We start from the raw sequence: 14,185 nt of genomic DNA, 5'->3' as shown, positions 1-14,185 counted from the left end.
TCAGGGGCGCGGCTGCACGTCGACGCTGGGCGGCCGCGACTGGGGCTCCTGAGGCTTCTCCCGCACCGAGCGCCGCACCACGCTGAACGCGACCGCGCCGCCGGCGAGGACCGCGACAGCGACTCCGGTGATCACCCACGGGCGCTTGCCGCGCCGCTGCCCCCGGCGTGCGTCCTGCAGCGCCTGAGGCAGTCCCGCGACCACCTCCTGCGCGGCGGCCAGCTCTTGGGCGAGCGTCTCTTGGGCCGCGGCGAGTTCCTTGGCCAGGCGTCCCTCTTGGTATTTGCGACGGATTTGCGATGCGGTCGACTGAGCCGACTGGACACTGAGGCCGACGACCCCCCGGGTGACGTCCACCGGTCCCAGTGTCGAGTAAGTCAGCCCGCGAGCCAGTCGCTCCCGCGGGGTCAGCCGGGGTTCCGCCTTTGTGCCCATCTGCCGCCTTTCTGTGCGTGCTGAACAGACTGCCAGCATAGGGACGCCGGCGAAACCGTTATGCGCGCGACGCAGTTTCGGCGGCGGCTCGACCTGAGCGACACCGGGTGCGGGCATGCCCACGCGTAGTGGCAGACTCTCATGCCGTGACCAACAGCCCCCATCAGACCGCTACCGCCACGCTCCACACCAACCGCGGCGACATCAAAGTCGCCCTGTTCGGAAACCACGCGCCCAAGACCGTCGCCAACTTCGTTGGCCTGGCGCAGGGCACCAAGGAGTACTCGACCCAGAACGCATCGGGCGGGTCCTCCGGTCCGTTCTACGATGGCGCGGTCTTCCACCGGGTGATCCAGGGCTTCATGATCCAGGGCGGCGACCCGACCGGCACCGGTCGCGGCGGCCCGGGCTACAAGTTCGCCGACGAGTTCCACCCCGAACTGCAATTCGACAAGCCGTACCTGCTGGCGATGGCGAACGCGGGCCCCGGCACCAACGGCTCCCAGTTCTTCATCACGGTCGGCAAGACACCCCACCTGAACCGTCGGCACACGATCTTCGGCGAAGTGACGGACCCGGAATCGCAGCGGGTGGTCGAGGCGATCGCGACGACGTCCACCGACGCCAACGACCGCCCGACCGAGCCGGTGGTCATCGAGTCGATCACCATCTCGTAAGCTGGGCCGCCGGCCGCTCTGATCAGTGCGGGTGACGGCCCGCATAACCGGCGGCGGTCAGCGCGTCGAGCACCTCTAGCGGGTCCGTCCCGAGGTCCCAGCGAGAGAACAGAACCAGCCCGCCGTCGGCGGTTTCGACCTCAAGTAGCCGGTTTTTGCGTCCGTAGCGGCGGAACTCGATGATTCGGATGATCTTGATGTCGTCGGGCCGTAATACCTGCGTCCGGAACCATCCCCGGAGCAACAAGCCGTCGGCGGTAATTGCCAGCTTGGGCCGCGCGCGCCACGTCGCGCCCGCAAACAAGAGCAGACCCACCGCGGCAATCCCTGTGAGAATCTGCCCCGGCGCGTCTGTGACCACCGTCACACTGGCGATAGCCATCAGAACACCGGCGGCCCCACAACCAGCGATTCCGGGCGTGCGGGGCTCCCATTGTGTTTGCTGCATGCGCCGCTCAGCCCCTCCCACCACGGCCTATGGAGTTATCCACAGACGCTATCAACAGTGGGGATAAATCACACGCGTGTGATTGGGGGGTGGGAATGTTGCTGGCGCAGTGACGGGGCAACCCGAAAATGAATTCATTCCGCGGCTGACGTCGCTCAGTGCCAGCGCATCGTCAGCAACAAACCGGTGATCATGAAAGCGAACGCGATGGCGTAGTTCCATGGCCCGAGTTGCGCCATCCAGGTAAGGGCGGTGGGCGCCTGGCTGCCCACGGCGGCTAGCTGAAACACCATCAACCAGACGAGCCCGATCAGCATGAGGCCGACGAACAAGGCGACGAACCACACGCTCGACGGTCCCACCTTGACCTTCACCGGCGTGCGGCTGACCGCACTGACGGCGAAGTCGTTCTTCTTGCGGACCTTGGACTTGGGCATGATTACCTCAACAAAACGGTGAGTGGGACGGGTGCAACGATAAGACCGCAGCTGCACACACAGCTTGGCTACGAGACTAACTCACAAGGCACGCCGACCAGGAAATTGGAGAGCCGAATGAGCGACGGACGCCGGTCACCATGGCGCTTCGGCGTCCCGGTGGTGTGCCTGTCGGCGGGATTGCTCCTTGCGGCCACCCACGGGGTGTCCGGCGGCGCCGAGATCCGTCGCAGTGACGCCCCCCGGCTGGTCGATCTGGTTCGCGAGGCCCAAGCGTCGGTGAACCATCTCAACGCCCAACGCGACTCGCTCGCGGGCAAGCTCGATGCCGCGCACGGACGGTCCTCGGATCTGGCGTTGGCGGCGATGCTGCGCCGCTCCGCCGAGCTGGCCGCCGAGGCGGACATGAACCCGGTGCACGGGCCGGGCCTCGCTGTCACCCTGGACGACGCGCCGCGGGACGCCAACGGCCGTTTCCCGCGGGATGCGTCGCCCGACGACCTGGTGGTGCACCAGCAAGACATCGAGGCCGTGCTCAACGCGTTGTGGAGCGCCGGCGCGGAGGCGATCCAGATGCAGGACCAGCGCATCATCGCCACGTCCGTGCCCCGCTGCGTCGGCAACACGCTGCTGCTCAACGGGCGCACCTACAGCCCGCCCTACACGATCACCGCGATCGGCAACGCAGCCGCCATGCAAGCCGCCCTGGCCGCCGCTCCCCTGGTCACGCTGTACCGCCAGTACGTGGTCCGATTCGGGCTCGGCTACCGCGAAGAGGTCAAGCCCGACGTGCAGGTCGTCGGCCACACCGAGCCGGACCGGCTGCATTTCGCGCAGCCCATGGGAACCATCGGCTACTGATTTCCAGCGGACGGTAACCTGGCACGGTGCGGATCCTGGTCGTCGACAACTACGACAGCTTCGTGTTCAACCTGGTGCAGTACCTCGGCCAGCTGGGCGTCGAGGCCGAGGTGTGGCGCAACGACGACACCAAGCTTTCCGACGAGGCAGCCGTCGCCAAGCGGTTCGACGGTGTGCTGCTCAGCCCCGGTCCGGGCACACCGGAACGTGCGGGCGCTTCGATCGGGCTGGTGGGCGCGTGTGCCGCCGAGCGCACCCCGCTGCTCGGGGTCTGCCTCGGACACCAAGCCATCGGCGTCGCCTTCGGCGCCACCGTGGACCGCGCGCCCGAGCTGCTGCACGGCAAGACCAGCAACGTCTTCCACACCAATACCGGTGTGCTGCAAGGGCTTCCGGATCCATTCACGGCGACCCGCTACCACTCGCTGACCATACTGCCGGAGTCGCTGCCCCCGGTGCTGGAGGTGACGGCGCGCACCCGCGGCGGCGTCATCATGGGGGTGCGGCACAGCGAGTTGCCGATTCACGGTGTCCAGTTCCATCCGGAGTCGATCCTGACCGAGGGCGGCCACCGGATGCTGGCGAACTGGCTCGCCTACTGCGGGTGGGCGCGCAACGACACACTGGTCCGCCGGCTCGAGAACGAGGTGCGGGCCGCGGTGCAGCCCCATTTCCCGGCCGAACCGGCCGCTACTGGCCGAACTTCAGCGTGATGATCCCGTCCCGGTTGCACCCGGTGCCAGCCGGCGGGTTCTGATACACCACCCGGTGGGACTGCGAGCCACCCGCGTCCACGTCGGGCCCCTTGTCCAGCACCCCCGTCCAACCCAGCGCTCGTAACCGCGGCTCGGCGTCCGTCCAGAACATGCCGCTCAGGTCGGGCATCACGAACTGGTTGCCCTTGGACACCTGGAGCTCGATCACCGAATCCACCGGAACCATCTGGCCCTTAGGCGGATTGGTGCCGATCACCTCACCGGCCGGCCGGTTGCTGTCCACCTGTGCCTGGGTGACCTTGGTGAAGCCGTAGACGGTGAGATTCTTCTGCGCGACGTCGACGGTCTGGCCCGCTACGTCAGGCACCTGCTTGGTCTCCGGCCCCGAGCCGACGATGACGGTGATGACGTTGGTGATCGCCGATGTCTGGTTGGCGGGCGGGTTGGTGCCGATCACCTTGCCCAGCAGCTCCGGGCTCGACGGTGAATTGGCCTGCTTGAACTTGGTGAAGCCGGCGGCCTTGAGCTTGCTGATCGCGTCGGAGTAACCCAGCGAGGAGACGTCGGGCACCTCGCGTTGCTCGGGACCGGTCGAGACGTTGATGGTGATCTCGTCACCCGCGCTCACCGAAGCGTTGGCCCCGGGGTCGGTGCTGATGACGTGGTCGGGCGGGATCGTCGAATCGGGCTTTTGCAGGGTGCGCGTCTTGAAGCCGCGGTTCTGCAGCGCGGCAATGGCATCGGCGGAGACTTGGCCTCGCATGTCGGGCACCTGCACATCGCGGGTGGTGCCGCCGAAGGTGTTGAAGGCGATGACGACGACGATCGTCAGCACCGCCAGCGCGGCGACCGCGACGATCCAGCGCCCGACCGAACCGCCGTTGCGGTCGTCGATGCGACGTAGGGGTTGGCGGGGCAGCGCGTCGGTGCGCGGGCCGGGCAGGTTTCCACCCGTCGCGAGCAGCGAGCTCCGGTCGGCGTCGGTGAGGACCTTGGGCGCCTCGGGCGGTTCGCCATTGTGCACCCGCACCAGGTCGGCGCGCATCTCCGCGGCGGTCTGATAGCGGTTGTCCGGATTCTTGGCGAGCGCCTTGAGCACGACGGCGTCGAGATCTGCGGAGATGCCCTCGTGCCGGTGCGATGGCGGGATCGGGTCCTCCCGCACGTGCTGGTAGGCGACCGCGACCGGTGAGTCGCCGGTGAAAGGCGGTTCGCCCGTGAGGATTTCGTAGAGCACACAACCCAGCGAGTAGACGTCGGACCGGGCGTCCACGGTGTCGCCGCGGGCCTGCTCGGGCGACAGATACTGGGCCGTCCCGATCACCGCCGCGGTTTGGGTGACGCTGTTGCCGCTGTCGGCGATCGCGCGCGCGATGCCGAAGTCCATCACCTTGACCGCATTGGTGCTGCTGATCATGATGTTCGCCGGCTTGACGTCGCGGTGGATGATGCCGTTCTGGTGACTGAAGTTCAGCGCCTGGCACGCGTCGGCGATGATCTCGATGGCCCGCCGCGGGGGTAGGGGGCCATCGGTGTGCACGATGTCGCGCAGCGTGACGCCGTCGACGTACTCCATGACGATGTACGGCAGCGGACCCGTCGGTGTCTCCGCCTCGCCGGTGTCGTAGACCGCGACGATCGAGGGGTGATTGAGGGCGGCGGCGTTTTGCGCCTCGCGGCGGAACCGCAGATAGAAGCTGGGATCGCGGGCCAGGTCGGCGCGCAGCACTTTAACCGCGACGTCGCGGTGCAACCGGACGTCGCGGGCCAGGTGAACCTCGGACATACCCCCGAATCCGAGGATTTCGCCCAGTTCATAGCGATCAGACAGGTGCTGAGGGGTGGTCATCGTGGCATCTCGTGTCGGGCCGGTGATGCGCTGAGCGTCGGTGGTTCACCCCACCCGTGCTCGGCCGGCCCTCGTTGCAGTCCAGAATTACTTAGCGCCCCGCGGTCCGTCCAATTAAGCCGTGGCGCGGAGCCGCTGGGGGTGTTGCTCGCCGACGGCGCGGGCGGGGTCCCGGTGTCGGTGACCGTCGGGGGTGGGGGCTGCTGCTGGGTGTCCGTGCGGGAGTTGATGACGATCAGCACCGCGATGATGATCGCCAGCGCTCCGAGGACCCCCGCGGCCCACAGCAACGCGCGCTGACCCGACGAGAAGGTGCGCCGGGCCGGGGGCGGGCGATGACCGCCGGTGGCCGGCCGGGATCGGCGCGGCGGCGCGCTCCGGGGGCTCGACACGGCGGCCGCCCGGGTCGTCGGGCTGGACGGAATGGCCGCCGGCGATGCCCGGCCGGGGGGCGGTGACTGGCTGGGCCGCGGCGGACGGCGGCCGGCGCGTACCGCCGACACGGCGTCGGCGAACGGCCCGCCGCTGCGGTAGCGCATCGCGGGATTCTTGACCAACGTGATCTCGATGAGTTCTCGCACGTTGGGCGGCAGCTCCGCGGGCAGCGGCGGCGGGGGCTCCTTGATGTGCTTCATCGCCACGGTCAGGGCGCCGTCACCGGTGAACGGCCGCTTGCCCGACACCACCTCGTAGCCGACGACGCCCAGGGAGTACACGTCGCTGGAGGGGGTCGCGTCGTGGCCGAGGGCCTGTTCGGGGGCGATGTACTGGGCGGTGCCCATCACCATGCCCGTCTGGGTGACGGGCGCGGCGTCGACCGCCTTGGCGATACCGAAGTCGGTGATCTTCACCTGGCCGGTCGGGGTGATCAGGATGTTGCCCGGCTTGACGTCGCGGTGCACCAAGCCGGCGGCGTGCGCGACCTGCAGGGCCCGGCCGGTCTGCTCGAGCATGTCCAGGGCATGCCGCAGCGACAGCCGGCCCGTGCGTTTGAGGACCGAGTTCAGCGGCTCGCCGTTCACCAGCTCCATCACCAGGTAGGCGGTGCGGCCTTCCCCGTCCAGCTGGCTCTCGCCGTAGTCGTGGACCTGGGCGATGCCGGGGTGATTGAGCATCGCGGTGGTGCGCGCCTCGGCGCGGAACCGCTCGATGAACTCCGGGTCCTGGGAGAACTCCTGTTTGAGCACCTTGACCGCGACGCGCCGGCCGAGCCGGCTGTCCACCGCCTCCCAGACCTGGCCCATGCCGCCGGTGGCGATCAGGCGCTGCAGGCGGTATCTGCCAGACAGCGTCACACCAACTCGCGGGCTCATGGTCCTCCCTGTAGCGCGGCTTGGATCACAGCCCGTCCGATCGGCGCGGCGAGTGCACCTCCCGTCGCGGACAGGCGGTCGCCGCCATTCTCTACCAACACTGCCACGGCGACTTTCGGCGTCTGCGCGGGCGCGAAGGCGATGTACCACGCGTGCGGCGGCGTATTACGCGGATCGGTGCCATGCTCTGCGGTACCCGTCTTGGATGCGATCTGCACGCCGGGAATGGCCCCTTTCTGCTGTGCGACCTTCTCGGCGCCGACCATCAGCTCTGTTAGCTTAGCGGCGACCTGGGGTGACACCGCGCGGCGCTGCTGATAGGGGGCGGTGGTGCTGATGTTGGCCAGGTCCGGGCCCTTGAGGCTGTCGATCAGGTAGGGCTGCATCGTGACGCCGTCGTTCGCGATGGTCGCCGCGATCTGGGCGTTCTCCAGCGGTGTCAGCGCAACGTCTTTCTGGCCGATGCTGGTCATGCCCAGCGCCGCGGCGTCGGGAATGATCCCGACGGTTGACTCGGCGACCTGTAGCGGGATGACGCTCGGGTTGGTGTCCAGGCCGAACGAGCGCGCCATGCTGCGCAGCGCATCGGATCCGGTGTGCATGCCGAGCTGGACGAACGCGGTGTTGCAGGACAGGGCGAACGCTTGCTTGAGCGGCACGGTGGGCTCGTTGCCGCAGGGCTGGCCGCCGTAGTTTTCCAACGTCGCGGTGCTGTCGGGCAGGGCGATGGAGGACGCCGCGGTCAACTGCTCGGCGTCAGTCGCACCGGCCTGCAGCGCGGCCGCGGTGGTGATCACCTTGAAGGTGGACCCGGGCGGGTAGGTCTCGGAGATGGCGCGGTTGGTCAGCGGATTGTCGGGGTCGTCGCGGAGCCGCTGCCATGCTTGCGCCTGCACCTGGGGATCGTGCGACGCCAGCAGATTCGGGTCGTAGGACGGCGATGACACCATTGCCAAGATCTTGCCGGTGGACGGCTCGAGGGCGACGACGGCGCCCTTGCACGGCGGCCCACCACAGCCCTGCTGCATCGCGTCCCAGCCGGCCTGCTGGACCCGCGGTCTGATGGTGGTGTCGACGTTGCCGCCGCGCGGATCGCGGCCGGTGAAGAAATCGGCCAGCCGGCGCCCGAACAGCCGCTCGTCCGAGCCGTTCAACAGTGGGTCCTCGGCGCGCTCCAGGCCCGTGCTGGAATAACGCAGCGAGTAGAAGCCGGTGAGCGGCGCGTACACGGCCGGGTTCGGGTAGACCCGCAGAAAGCGGAAGCGGCTGTCGGTGGCCACCGAATAGGCCAGCAACTGGCCGCCGGCGATGATCTGGCCGCGCTGACGCGAATACTCGTCGAGCAGGACACGCTGATTGCGCGGGTCGGCGCGCAGCGAGTCGGCGGCGAACACCTGCGTCATCGTGGCGTTGAGCAGCAAGAGCACGATCAGCGCCATGACGGTGATCGAGATGCGGCGCAGAGAGGTGTTCATACCTTCTCGATCACCTCGGTCTTGGCCGCCGCGATCGGCGAGTCCTTGCGCTCTCGGCCGCGTAACGGATGCCGGGCGCTGTGGGAGATGCGAGCGAGGATGGCCAGCAACACATAGTTCGCCAGCAATGACGATCCACCGTAGGACATCCATGGGGTGGTCAAACCTGTCAACGGGATGAGTTGCGTAACGCCGCCGACGACGATGAACAGCTGGATGGCCAGGGTGGAGGCCAGGCCCGCAGCCAGCAGCTTGCCGAAGCTGTCCCGCGTCGCGATCGCGGTGCGCATGCCGCGGACGATGACGATGGTGTAGAGCATCAAGATGCTGGCGAGCCCGACGAGCCCGAGTTCTTCACCGAACGCGGCAATGATGAAGTCGGTCGACGCGGCCGGAACAGTATCGGGTTGCCCGTTTCCCAGCCCCGTGCCGAAGATCCCGCCGGTGGCGAAACTGAACAGGGACTGGACAATCTGGTAGCCGCTGCCGTCGGGGTCGGAGAACGGGTCCCACCACATCTGCACCCGGACTCGCACATGCGCGAAGACGAAATATGCGATGACGCTGCCCACCGCGAACAGCACCAGGCCGGTCACCACCCAGCTGAATCGTTGTGTCGCAAGGTAAACCACCACCAGAAACGACGCATACAGCAGCAGCGAGGTACCTAGGTCCTTTTCGAAGACCATCACACCGATGGAGATCACCCAGGCGGCCAGCAGTGGCGCGAGGTCGCGCGGACGCGGCAGGGTCAGGCCCATGAAATGTTTGCCGACGCTGGTGAACAGGCCCCGCTTGGCGATCAGCACGGCGGAGAAGAAGATCAGCAACAAGATCTTGGAGAATTCTGCGGGCTGAATCGAGAACCCGGGGAAGCGAATCCAGATTTTCGCGCCGTTCTGTTCGGACAGCGATGTCGGCAGCAGTGCGGGAATCACCAACAGCACCAGGCCGGTGATTCCGCAGATGTAGCCGTACCGCGCCAGCTGCCGATGGTCTTTGAGAAACGTGACCACCAGTGCGAACGCGACGACTCCGACGAGGGTCCACATCATCTGCTGGGTTGCGCTGGGGTGGTGGCGGCCGCTGAGCTGGTTGTCGACCAGGTCGAGCCGATGAATCATCACCAGGCCAAGTCCGTTGAGCAACGCCACAATTGGCAACAGCAGCGGATCGGTATAGGGGGCGAAACGCCTGATGGCCAGGTGCGCGGACCCGAACACGAGCATGAACACCAGCCCGTAGTTGATGACGTTCCAACGCAATTCGCGGTTCTGGTTCGCCTCCACGATCAGCAACGCGGCGACCGTGATCGCTGCGGCGAAGCACAGCAGCAGCAGCTCGGCGTTGCGACGGGTGGGCAGCGGGGGTGTGACCGCGACGGGCGGCTGGAGTTGTGTCGTCATGCCACCGTCCGGCAGTCAATGCCCGGTTGCAGTGGAGGTGCTGGAAGCGCGGTGACCGTTTGGGAAGTGGTCGGGGGGCCCACCGGCGACGTGGTCGCGGGGCCGGCTGTGGCGCTGGGGGGGCCGTTGGGGCCGGAAGAAGCGGTGGTCGGTGCGGTGGTGGGTGCTGGCGATGCCGCGACACTTGATTCGGGGGTGCCGCTCCCGGTGGGCGGGGAGCCCGGCGGTGACGTGGCGCGCGGGGACGGACAAGTAGGAAGCAGGTATTCAGCCAGCAACTGCCGTAACTGGGACTCGGCCTGGTCCAGGCTTCCGCCGGGCAGCCCGGTCTGAACCTGAACCTGTCCGGGCCGGCGAAGGTCGCGCAGCGTCATCAGTTGACAGTTCGGATGACCGGATTCGTCGTAACCGATCAGGGACAGCTCGTTGCGGGCGCTCAGGCAGGCCACCAGGTACGGCCGCTGCAGGGGCACGCCCAACAGGGACCCCTGAATGCCACGGACGACCGATACCTTGCCGTCGTATTCGGCGACGTAATAATTGCGCTGGATGACCCACCAGCTGATGGCCATGCCGGAGAGAACAAACAAAACCGCCAGTGTCACGGCGAAGAACATCCGCCGCCTGGGCCACCGCGGCCGGACGGGTGTTTCCGGTTGTGGCGCAACACGTTTGGCGGCCTCTTCGCGGGGCCTGATGGCGGAGGCGCGGCCCGCGGAGGTGTTGGGCAACGTCATCTGGTCGTCGTCGCCGGAAACCGCGCCCGCCAAAATCGGTTGGGTTTGGCCGTAGTCGTAGTCGACGACGTCGGCGACCACCACGGTCACGTTGTCCGGGCCGCCGCCGCGCAACGCCAGCTCGATGAGGCGGTAGGCGGCTTCGGCCACGTCGGGGATCTGCAGCGCCTCGAGGATGGTTTCGTCGCTCACCGGATCGCTGAGCCCATCGGAGCAAAGTAGGTAGCGATCACCGGCCCGCGCCTCGCGCATGGTCAGGGTCGGCTCCACCTCGTGTCCGGTCAGCGCGCGCATGATCAGCGACCGCTGTGGGTGGCTGTGTGCCTCTTCGCGGGTGATCCGGCCTTCGTCGACCAAGGTCTGGACGAACGTGTCGTCCTTGGTGATCTGGGTGAGTTCACCGTCGCGCAGCAGATAGCCGCGCGAGTCGCCGATGTGTACCAAGCCAATTCGGTCGCCCGCGAACAGGATTGCGGTGAGCGTCGTGCCCATCCCCTCGAGCTCGGGCTCGGCCTCCACCTGCGCGGCGATGGCCGCGTTGCCCGAGCGCACCGCGGCGTCGAGCTTGGCGAGCAGGTCGCCGCCGGGTTCGTCGTCGTCGAGATGGGCCAGCGCGGCGATCACCAGCTGGGAGGCCACTTCGCCGGCGGCGTGGCCGCCCATGCCGTCAGCCAGGGCGAGCAGCCGCGCACCGGCGTAGACGGAGTCTTCGTTATTGGCGCGCACCAGGCCGCGATCGCTGCGCGCGGCATATCGCAGAACCAGGGTCACGGGCGCAACTCGATCGCCGTTTTGCCGATCCGAATCGGCGTTCCTATTGGAACTCGTACCGCAGTGGTCACCTTTGCCCTGTCAAGGTAAGTGCCGTTGGTCGATCCTAGATCCTCGACATACCATTCCGAACCGCGCTGAGATAGCTGGGCGTGCCGCGTCGAGGCGTAGTCGTCGGTGAGCACCAGGGTCGAGTCGTCGGCTCTACCGATCAACACCGGCTGCCCGCTGAGTGTGATGCGCGCGCCCGCCAACGCCCCCTCGGTCACCACCAGGTAGCGCGCGGCATGGCGGCGCTGCCGCGAAGGCAGCAGGGTGCCGCGCAGCGCCAACCCCCGGCGGACCATGACGGCGCCGGTGGGCGCGTAGATGTCGGTCCGCAAGATCCGCAGCACGGACCAGATGAATACCCACAACAACATTAAAAATCCGGCACGCGTCAGCTGCAGTACGAGTCCCTGCATCTGGCGTCCTTTCCGTCCTGCGTCGTCCCCCTGGCGCCCGTGACCCCGAGCACATCGGCAACGTCACGATACTTGGACGGCGGTCGACGCGGGGCGAAGCACGGCAGCGTTGAGCCCAGCGCGTTTAGTGGATCCGGACGATGATCTCCGAGTGGCCCAGACGGATCACGTCGCCGTCCGCCAACTGCCACTCTTGCACCGGCGCGTTGTTCACAGTGGTGCCGTTGGTCGAGTTCAGGTCCGATAGGAGCGCGACATGCCCGTCCCAGCGGATCTCGAGGTGACGCCGTGACACCCCGGTGTCGGGCAACCGGAACTGCGCGTCTTGTCCACGGCCCACGATGTTGGAGCCCTCACGCAGCTGATAAGTCCGGCCGCTGCCGTCGTCGAGCTGGAGGGTGACCGTCGTTCCGGCCGCGCCGTAGCCGCCGCCGTAACCGCCGTAGCCACCGGCCGGCTGCCCGTAGTCGGCGGGCTGGCCGTACTCACTCGGCTGGGCGTACTCGGCCTGCTGGCCATATTCGTAGTCGCGTTGGGCGGGCTCGGCGTATCCGCCTTGACCGGGGTATCCCCCGCCCGGCACGTTCTCGGAGTACTGCGTGTAATCCCCGGGGCCGTAGTCCTGCCGGCCGTATCCGCCGCCCTGCTGGTATCCCTGCTCGTAGCCGCCACCCTGCTCGTAGCCGCCACCCTGCTCGTAGCCGCCACCCTGCTCGTAGCCGCCGCCCTGCTCGTACCCGGCACCCTGCTCGGGGTAGGCCGGCCGCTGCTCGGGCGGAGCGTAGCCACCCTCCTCGGGGCGGGCCGGTCCGCGCCCGTATTCGCCGTACCCGGCGTAGCCCTGCTGGCCGCCGCCGGGCTGACCGCCGGCAGGAGGGCCGTACGCACCGCCCTGGCGGTAGCCCTGGTCGTAGCCTTGGCCGCCGTACCCGCCGGGCGCGGGAGGCCGCTGCTCGTACTGCGGCGGGTAACCGCCCTGGCCCTGCTCGGGGTAGCCGCCCTGGCCGCCTTGATAGCCGCGCTGTTCGGGGTAACCGCCCTGGCCGGCTTGGTAGCCGCGTTGGTCGGGGTAGCCGCCGCCGGGGCCTTGGTAGCCACCTTGCTCGGGGTAGCCGCCCTGCTGCTCGGGGTAGCCGCCCTGCTGCTCGGGACGGGGTGGCGGGTAGCCCTGCTGCGGCGGATAGCCGCCCTGCTCGGGCGGATACCCACCGCGTGGATCAGGTCCCCCCTGCGGTTCCGGGCCACCCTCTTGCGGACGCCCGTAGCGGTCGTCGTAATGCTCGTCGCTGGGCCGCCCCGGCCCCTGAGCCCCGCGGTAGCTCGAATCGTCAGTCATTGGTGCTACTCCTCGTTCTGCGCCGAACGCACTATTTGATTGTGGCCGGACGGGATCGTTGACCGTCGGGCGGGGCTGCACATCGGGGTTGACAGCACCACGGGCGCGGTACTGGCCGGTTCGCAGGCTCGACGACTGCTCGAACCGGACGACCACCTCACCATACGTTTGCCACCCCTGTTCATGGATGTAGTCGGCCAAGTACCTAGCGAAAGCGCCCGACGTGAGACCGGGGTCGGCGCCCACCTTCTCGAAGTCGTGCCTACCGAGGGTAATGATGTATTCGTTGGGGGCCAAAAGGCGATCGCCCTGCAGCGTCCGGACACCGTCGCGGGCTTCGCGGCGCAGCAACGCCTCCACCTCCTGCGGAACGATCGAGCCGCCGAAGACCCGGGCGAACGCGTTGTCGACGGTCGCCTCGAGCTTGCGCTCGATCCGCGCCGCCAGCCCCCGTTGGCTACTCATGCGCTGGCGTTCGCCCGCACTTGCCACGGCATGTCGCCGGCGCGCGGCAAACGATTCACGCGGTGAGCTCCCACTCCAGCATGGTATCGGGACAGCACCATGCGGCGGCACCGTCGAAACTCTGAGAACTGCGTCGGCCCTGTTCAGACGCGTTGTCCCCCAGCGCCCCACGGCTTCCAGGCCCGACCAGGCGGGTTGGGGAATGCGGCGATTAGAGTGGTATGGTCCATCGGTTGTTTTTCCGGGCGAGTGGCGGAATGGCAGACGCGCTGGCTTCAGGTGCCAGTGTCCTTCGGGACGTGGGGGTTCAAGTCCCCCTTCGCCCACATTGGAGCGGTTCCCCGAGCCGCATGCGCTGAGGTCACGAACTCCGCAAGGAGCTCGTGACCTTCGTGCTTTCCGGGCCGTGTTCTTCAGGGCGCAACTACGTCCTACGTCCTCAACGCAGCCGGCCGTCGCCGTGTTCGTCGTCCTCATCGTCCCAGTAGGCCCACTCTGGAAGCGGTGTATTCGGCATAGCGCCGTGCGCCGACGCCTCGTAACCGGGTTGGGCGCTGCGCCCCTTCCACCGCGGATCCAATCTGTTCGTCCGGGAACGCCTAATCGCGCGGGCAATCAGAACTCCGGTTCCTACGACGATGAAGGCGATCAACGCAACCTTGAGGACGAGCAACAACAGCGCCATATCTTTTTGACCCCCTAAACGCGCGTCGGCGAAGTGAATTGACGTCTCCGTTCCCGTTAGTAGCGTAATTGGCAGCTCAGGAGGGGTGGCAATGTTTGTCGCGGCTGTAC

At 67.5% G+C, this 14,185-nt stretch carries 14 protein-coding genes and 1 tRNA gene; 4 read left to right on the top strand and 11 right to left on the bottom strand.

The genetic code is table 11. The features are described from left to right. Window positions 1-435, bottom strand: coding sequence for a cell wall synthesis protein CwsA (gene cwsA / locus A5758_RS06130; protein ID WP_067208640.1), 435 nt, complete (start codon window positions 433-435; stop codon window positions 1-3). Window positions 436-563: 128 nt separating this feature from the next. On the opposite strand from cwsA, the gene A5758_RS06125 reads away from it, so the two are divergent. After that, window positions 564-1,112 (top strand): peptidylprolyl isomerase, encoded by a 549-nt coding sequence (locus tag A5758_RS06125; RefSeq protein ID WP_067208637.1) that lies wholly within the window; start codon window positions 564-566, stop codon window positions 1,110-1,112. Between the two features lie 22 nt (window positions 1,113-1,134). Here A5758_RS06125 and A5758_RS06120 read toward each other — a convergent pair whose 3' ends face one another. Continuing rightward, window positions 1,135-1,560 (bottom strand): PH domain-containing protein, encoded by a 426-nt coding sequence (locus tag A5758_RS06120; RefSeq protein WP_067208765.1) that lies wholly within the window; start codon window positions 1,558-1,560, stop codon window positions 1,135-1,137. A 155-nt stretch (window positions 1,561-1,715) separates the two neighbouring features. Next, window positions 1,716-1,997, bottom strand: coding sequence for a cell division protein CrgA (gene crgA / locus A5758_RS06115; protein WP_067737772.1), 282 nt, complete (start codon window positions 1,995-1,997; stop codon window positions 1,716-1,718). A gap of 117 nt (window positions 1,998-2,114) precedes the next feature. On the opposite strand from crgA, the gene A5758_RS06110 reads away from it, so the two are divergent. Further along, window positions 2,115-2,858, top strand: coding sequence for a DUF881 domain-containing protein (locus tag A5758_RS06110; protein ID WP_067208629.1), 744 nt, complete (start codon window positions 2,115-2,117; stop codon window positions 2,856-2,858). Between the two features lie 26 nt (window positions 2,859-2,884). Further along, entirely contained in the window at window positions 2,885-3,571 is a 687-nt protein-coding gene (locus A5758_RS06105; RefSeq protein ID WP_067737769.1) for an aminodeoxychorismate/anthranilate synthase component II, read from the top strand. Here the strand turns inward: A5758_RS06105 and pknB are convergent. The 7 genes from pknB to A5758_RS06070 all read right to left on the bottom strand — a co-directional run bounded on the left by pknB (window position 3,549) and on the right by A5758_RS06070 (window position 13,390). Then, complete coding sequence (gene pknB, locus A5758_RS06100) at window positions 3,549-5,423, bottom strand: Stk1 family PASTA domain-containing Ser/Thr kinase (protein WP_067737766.1); 1,875 nt, start codon at window positions 5,421-5,423, stop codon at window positions 3,549-3,551. The two genes, A5758_RS06105 and pknB, sit on opposite strands and share 23 nt — an antisense overlap. Then, on the bottom strand, window positions 5,420-6,736 hold the full coding sequence (locus A5758_RS06095) for a serine/threonine-protein kinase (protein ID WP_067737759.1): 1,317 nt from the start codon (window positions 6,734-6,736) through the stop codon (window positions 5,420-5,422). Before A5758_RS06095 ends, pknB begins: the two co-directional genes overlap by 4 nt. Further along, window positions 6,733-8,211 carry a D,D-transpeptidase PbpA gene (pbpA, locus tag A5758_RS06090; RefSeq protein WP_067737757.1) on the bottom strand — a complete coding sequence of 493 codons (1,479 nt, stop codon included), beginning with the start codon at window positions 8,209-8,211 and terminating at the stop codon, window positions 6,733-6,735. Before pbpA ends, A5758_RS06095 begins: the two co-directional genes overlap by 4 nt. Then, entirely contained in the window at window positions 8,208-9,617 is a 1,410-nt protein-coding gene (locus A5758_RS06085) for an FtsW/RodA/SpoVE family cell cycle protein (protein WP_067208614.1), read from the bottom strand. The genes pbpA and A5758_RS06085 overlap by 4 nt, the downstream gene beginning before the upstream one ends. After that, window positions 9,614-11,125 carry a PP2C family serine/threonine-protein phosphatase gene (locus tag A5758_RS06080; protein WP_067737754.1) on the bottom strand — a complete coding sequence of 504 codons (1,512 nt, stop codon included), beginning with the start codon at window positions 11,123-11,125 and terminating at the stop codon, window positions 9,614-9,616. The genes A5758_RS06085 and A5758_RS06080 overlap by 4 nt, the downstream gene beginning before the upstream one ends. After that, window positions 11,122-11,589 (bottom strand): FHA domain-containing protein, encoded by a 468-nt coding sequence (locus A5758_RS06075; protein ID WP_067208608.1) that lies wholly within the window; start codon window positions 11,587-11,589, stop codon window positions 11,122-11,124. The genes A5758_RS06080 and A5758_RS06075 overlap by 4 nt, the downstream gene beginning before the upstream one ends. A gap of 124 nt (window positions 11,590-11,713) precedes the next feature. After that, the gene (locus A5758_RS06070) at window positions 11,714-13,390 is read right to left on the bottom strand and encodes a DUF3662 and FHA domain-containing protein (RefSeq protein WP_067738301.1); all 1,677 of its coding nucleotides are present in this window, start codon (window positions 13,388-13,390) and stop codon (window positions 11,714-11,716) included. A 243-nt stretch (window positions 13,391-13,633) separates the two neighbouring features. Here A5758_RS06070 and A5758_RS06065 point away from each other — a divergent pair. Beyond that, window positions 13,634-13,716: transfer RNA gene (locus tag A5758_RS06065), tRNA-Leu, on the top strand. A gap of 113 nt (window positions 13,717-13,829) precedes the next feature. Here the strand turns inward: A5758_RS06065 and A5758_RS06060 are convergent. Further along, window positions 13,830-14,075 (bottom strand): hypothetical protein, encoded by a 246-nt coding sequence (locus A5758_RS06060; protein ID WP_067208605.1) that lies wholly within the window; start codon window positions 14,073-14,075, stop codon window positions 13,830-13,832. Window positions 14,076-14,185 lie beyond the last annotated feature (110 nt).

The sequence above is a fragment of the Mycobacterium sp. 852014-50255_SCH5639931 genome (assembly GCF_001665605.1).
Classification (GTDB): domain Bacteria; phylum Actinomycetota; class Actinomycetes; order Mycobacteriales; family Mycobacteriaceae; genus Mycobacterium; species Mycobacterium paraffinicum.
The sequence above is the reverse complement of the archived record's forward strand: the minus strand, read 5'-3'. Positions and strand labels throughout refer to the sequence as shown.

Coding starts and splice junctions, on each gene's coding strand:
- A5758_RS06060 (WP_067208605.1), bottom strand. CDS start 14,075: ATGGCGCTGTTGTTGCTCGTCCTCAAGGTTGCGTTGATCGCCTTCATC.
- A5758_RS06085 (WP_067208614.1), bottom strand. CDS start 9,617: ATGACGACACAACTCCAGCCGCCCGTCGCGGTCACACCCCCGCTGCCC.
- A5758_RS06120 (WP_067208765.1), bottom strand. CDS start 1,560: ATGCAGCAAACACAATGGGAGCCCCGCACGCCCGGAATCGCTGGTTGT.
- A5758_RS06070 (WP_067738301.1), bottom strand. CDS start 13,390: ATGAGTAGCCAACGGGGGCTGGCGGCGCGGATCGAGCGCAAGCTCGAG.
- A5758_RS06095 (WP_067737759.1), bottom strand. CDS start 6,736: ATGAGCCCGCGAGTTGGTGTGACGCTGTCTGGCAGATACCGCCTGCAG.
- A5758_RS06075 (WP_067208608.1), bottom strand. CDS start 11,589: ATGCAGGGACTCGTACTGCAGCTGACGCGTGCCGGATTTTTAATGTTG.
- pbpA (WP_067737757.1), bottom strand. CDS start 8,211: ATGAACACCTCTCTGCGCCGCATCTCGATCACCGTCATGGCGCTGATC.
- A5758_RS06110 (WP_067208629.1), top strand. CDS start 2,115: ATGAGCGACGGACGCCGGTCACCATGGCGCTTCGGCGTCCCGGTGGTG.
- pknB (WP_067737766.1), bottom strand. CDS start 5,423: ATGACCACCCCTCAGCACCTGTCTGATCGCTATGAACTGGGCGAAATC.
- crgA (WP_067737772.1), bottom strand. CDS start 1,997: ATGCCCAAGTCCAAGGTCCGCAAGAAGAACGACTTCGCCGTCAGTGCG.
- cwsA (WP_067208640.1), bottom strand. CDS start 435: ATGGGCACAAAGGCGGAACCCCGGCTGACCCCGCGGGAGCGACTGGCT.